This is a genomic window from Iodidimonas nitroreducens (genome assembly GCA_000710935.1).
Classification (GTDB): domain Bacteria; phylum Pseudomonadota; class Alphaproteobacteria; order Sphingomonadales; family Rhodothalassiaceae; genus Iodidimonas; species Iodidimonas nitroreducens.
This window is the reverse complement of sequence record BAYV01000037.1, coordinates 1-3,998: the sequence shown is the minus strand read 5'-3', so window position 1 is coordinate 3,998 and position 3,998 is coordinate 1. Positions and strand designations below refer to the sequence as shown.

Genomic DNA, 3,998 nt, shown 5'->3' with positions numbered 1-3,998 from the left:
TCCGCGCCGGGCGGAGCGGAAGCAAACAAAGAGGGGCCGGGGTCCATCTGGTCAAGGGCCACAGACTAGCTGCCCCAGCCTTGAGCACGCTTCATGCGAGTACCGGCGCCAACACCAACGGTTCGATCACGCGCCGCGCCGGGCGAAGCGGAAGCAAACAAAGAGGGGGCCGAGAGGACAAAAGAAAGCCCCCTGCTGATCTATTTCTGCCGCCAGCGCCCGGCGGCATCCATGAAATACTGCCCCGAAGGCAAAGCCTGAATGATCTGCCGCCCCGCCCGCGCCTGAACGGCCTGCAAAGGCGCCGAGGTTTCTTCAGCAATCTTGCGATATTCTTCCATCCGCTGGGCATTCACCCTTTGCGCCAAAGCCGTGATATCCGCTGAGGCCGAAGCCTCGACAATCCCCACAAGACCATCGGGCCGCTCGCCCAATGCACCGCGCGCCTTCGCTTCCGCCAATCCGGCTTGCGCCTGCGCCTCAGTGTGAAACTGCGGTACCATGACCAGAAGGATCAGAACCGAGAAAACAATCTTCATCATGCGCATCATTTGTTGCTCCCTTGAGGCAATGAGTCCGGGGCCTTGGGCACTGCGCGATCCAGATCATCGGCGCTCAGACCAAAAAGCGCGGGATTGCGACGAATGAGATCGAGAAGTTCCTGATCGATCTCGAGCCGCTTTTGCTCGGTGATATTGATATTGACATCAAAGCGGATCGGCTCAGACGGCGCCTGCAGCTTAACGGTGGGCGAACAGCCCGCCGCGAGCAGGCCAAAACCGAGCATAAGGCCCAGCCTTGCCCCCAACCGGCCCCCCTTATGGCGCATCTCATTCATGATTATGTCCCTTCACCTTCATTGTGGCCCCGATTTTTGGGGATTTTTCTGCACATCATCAAGCGGCATGGGGGGTGGCGGCATCTGCGATTGCCGATAAAGATTTTCAAGATTGGAGGCCCGCCCTGCCCCCATAGCGCTATCGATGGCGCTCATCAAAGCCCCTTGGAGATTGAAATTCAGTTCGATGGGATGGCCATCAAGAAAATCGGGATTTGCCCCCCGGGCTTCTAAATTCAGGCTTTGCTGGCCAGCCAAATCCCCATTGATCCCCAGATTGAGATGATCATAGTGAAAATTCCGCAAAGCCTGACGCAACATTTGCGACCGCAGATCATCGCCGCGCAAAAAATCCGGCAGATCATTGGGCGCATAGTGCATCACCCCATTTTCCGAGGCCTTTAAAAAACCATCCGTGATCTGCACTGTTCCATCCTTGTACTGCAAAGGCAGGCGACCGGTCAAAAGCCCATCCCCCGTCAGCCCATCAACGCCCCCCGCCTGAAAGATTTGGGCCAGTTTCGCATCTTCCACCAGCAAGACCAGATGAGTATCTTCAATCGCGGTTAAATCCACGATGAACGGTTCCACCCGGATGCTCCCGCCTGCCAGATCGAACCGCGCCGCATCAACCGAAAGGCGATCAGCATCGCTCAGATCAAAAACCGCATGACCATTTAGAAGGGGAAACCCGGCATTAAGGCTTTTGATCGCAAGAGATTGGTCCGCTGCGGTTTTAAGGGGCCAAATCCGATCGATCCTGATCTGTGACGATAGCCCCGAAAGGCTGAGCGCATCGCGTTCAAAACCAATCTCATCAAGGGTTAAAAGCCCCCCCATCTGAAGGCGCGACAAGAAAGGATCACTGGCATCCACCCCCTTTGCTGTAACAGGGGCTGCCCATGAAAGGGCCCCATCAAAACCTAATGTACCCACAAAATTTTGCAGCCTATCCCCTAAAAGGGGGAGCAAATCCCCCGGCTCGGCAATATCAGGCATGAAGGTGACGGGATAGAGCAAAAGCGTTGCCTGACCATCGCCGCGTTTTTCTGCGCGCCCATCCATTTCCAGCACAAAAACCCCCATTGGATCAGACGCCCAGGCCTTGAAATCGATGCCTGCCATATCCCAGACCGATTGGCCCTCGATCCGCAAAGGAGCCAGCATTTGCGGATCAGTGGCGCTTTTTAGGGTGCCAATCTCAAAATTCAAACTCTGGATTTGGCCTTTTTCCATCTCTATCCCGCTCGCGATGTCCGCAAAAATCAGCGCCGGATCGGGCCAGTTCAATCGCCCGCCTTCCGCCTTGATCTTCGCTGTGATCCCTGCATCGGGCAGGCTGTGTGCATGAACCAAAACTTGCGGACTCTGCCCCGAAAGCGGCCAGCTTTGGGTGCCATCCTTTATCGCGATGGCAAACGGGATTGACCTGATCGCCATCGCCAGATCGATCCGCTTTGTTGCAAGATCATAGGCCAGAAAAGGCGGAGATGGCTGATCGGATGGGGTATTCGGTTCGGCTGCATGAAGGCAGAGTGAGGGCAAGCCGCTGGCCATAAAGTCCACGACCTCAAGGCTATCAAGGCTTATATCCACGCATTGATTTGGCGCGATTGAAATCTTTTGGGGGCTGGCCTCCAGGCTGAAGGCAGGCATAGCAACATCGAGGCCCATGATATCGGCGTTAGCGATCCGCCCCGAAAAGCCGCTTTGAACTGCGCCTTCAACGAACAGGCTCGGTCGATCTTTGACGGATAACCCCGCGCGAGCATCGATCCGGGCCGTGCCCTTGAACTGGCCGGGCGCCATGCGGCCTTCGATCAAAGCCATATCCGAAATGACCAAAGAGCCCAGATGAATTTCCAGGGGATCAAGCGTTAAAAGCGGGCCACCCGCCGCCCATTCTAAGGCATAATCGGCCCCAAGACGGGTTTCGGTGCGGCTGGAAATGGCGGGATAAAGAGCCCCCGGATCGCGGCTTTCCGCTTCGATCCGCCCGGTGCTGGCCAAACTGACCAGATCGGCGCGGGCCTTCAGATGCAGGCTGTGATCGGGGGCACGGGCCCTGAGATCGGCCATCAGTGCACCTGTTTGCCAATCCGCCTCTAATGTCCCCTCAATTTTGGCCTCAAGTCTGGCTTCAGGGCTCTGCTCGGGGCTGGCTTTCGCCATTTGCGGCCAGATCAAAGCGCCCTCCTGCAAAAGGAGGCGGGCATAAAGGGGCGCCCCGGCTTTTGACAATGCCGCCTCGACCGTGCCTGTCATCTGCCCAAAATCATGGCGCAGGCTGATCGCGCTGCTGATCTTTGTCTGGGGTTCATTCCCATTCTCATTGGCCGGATCATCATCAAGGGCGATGCGCAGGCGATCCAGCCCCATGATCAGGGGGCCTTGTAACGGAGCCTCTTTCCCGGCATTTTTGAACACGAAATCAGCGCGGTTGAGTTGCAGCCGATCAAAAGGCAGGGACAAGCCTGCCGACTCCCGATTTTGCGGGAAAACAACCCCGGCGCAGGATAAAATCCTGACCGTTTGGCCTTCTAGAAGGGCGGCCTGATCAACCATGATCCGTGCGGAAAGGCTGCCGATCTCCAGAGATTGAAGGCGCCCCTTGATAAGCGCCCGGGGCGAACTTTGGGCCGTGATCTGATGAAGCACCAGATCCTTTTCAGCGCCCAAAGATAGGCGCCCGATGGCCACTGTCCAGCCTGCCTTGATGGAAAGATCATGCACCTGTGGCTGCGCGAATCCGGCATTTTTCAACAGGCGTTCAAGCCCCATCGTCAGGAAAAACGGGGCAAGGGCATAAAACAGGGCCAAAAGCACGATCAAGCCACCCCCGAGCCAGACCGTTCGCCTTAGCCATCCTGTGCGCCACGCTGTCACCGCTTATGATCCATCCGCCAAAGGGTTTCGTGCAGAACAAGCCCAGCACCCATCAAAAGGCAATAGAGAGATTGATCGAGCCAAAAACCTGCGATGTGCGTTGCAGCTCGAATTCCCGGGATCGCTCGATATAGCTATAGGTGAGGGCAAAGCGATCAAAGCTCAAGACAAGCCCGGCGCTGAATTCCCGCACAAAGGTTTTTTTGGCAACGCTTTGGCTTTGATCAAAAATCCCGCCATCCAAAAACAGATTGCGCGCCACCGCCCGGGTTTC

The 3,998-nt window shown here is 56.7% G+C and carries 4 protein-coding genes; all 4 read right to left on the bottom strand.

The genetic code is table 11. The features are described from left to right. Window positions 1–200 precede the first annotated feature (200 nt). Complete coding sequence (locus AQ1_RS11525; RefSeq protein ID WP_042087442.1) at window positions 201–551, bottom strand: YdbL family probable chaperone protein; 351 nt, start codon at window positions 549–551, stop codon at window positions 201–203. Beyond that, the gene (locus tag AQ1_RS15530) at window positions 548–838 is read right to left on the bottom strand and encodes a YnbE family lipoprotein (RefSeq protein ID WP_052371239.1); all 291 of its coding nucleotides are present in this window, start codon (window positions 836–838) and stop codon (window positions 548–550) included. Before AQ1_RS15530 ends, AQ1_RS11525 begins: the two co-directional genes overlap by 4 nt. 18 nt (window positions 839–856) lie before the next feature. Further along, window positions 857–3,724 (bottom strand): intermembrane phospholipid transport protein YdbH family protein, encoded by a 2,868-nt coding sequence (locus AQ1_RS11515; protein WP_150007315.1) that lies wholly within the window; start codon window positions 3,722–3,724, stop codon window positions 857–859. Between the two features lie 52 nt (window positions 3,725–3,776). After that, window positions 3,777–3,998 (bottom strand): lipid A-modifier LpxR family protein (locus tag AQ1_RS11510; RefSeq protein ID WP_042087440.1); only part of this gene is annotated, 222 nt, incomplete at its 5' end.

Coding starts and splice junctions, on each gene's coding strand:
- AQ1_RS11525 (WP_042087442.1), bottom strand. CDS start 551: ATGATGCGCATGATGAAGATTGTTTTCTCGGTTCTGATCCTTCTGGTC.
- AQ1_RS15530 (WP_052371239.1), bottom strand. CDS start 838: ATGAATGAGATGCGCCATAAGGGGGGCCGGTTGGGGGCAAGGCTGGGC.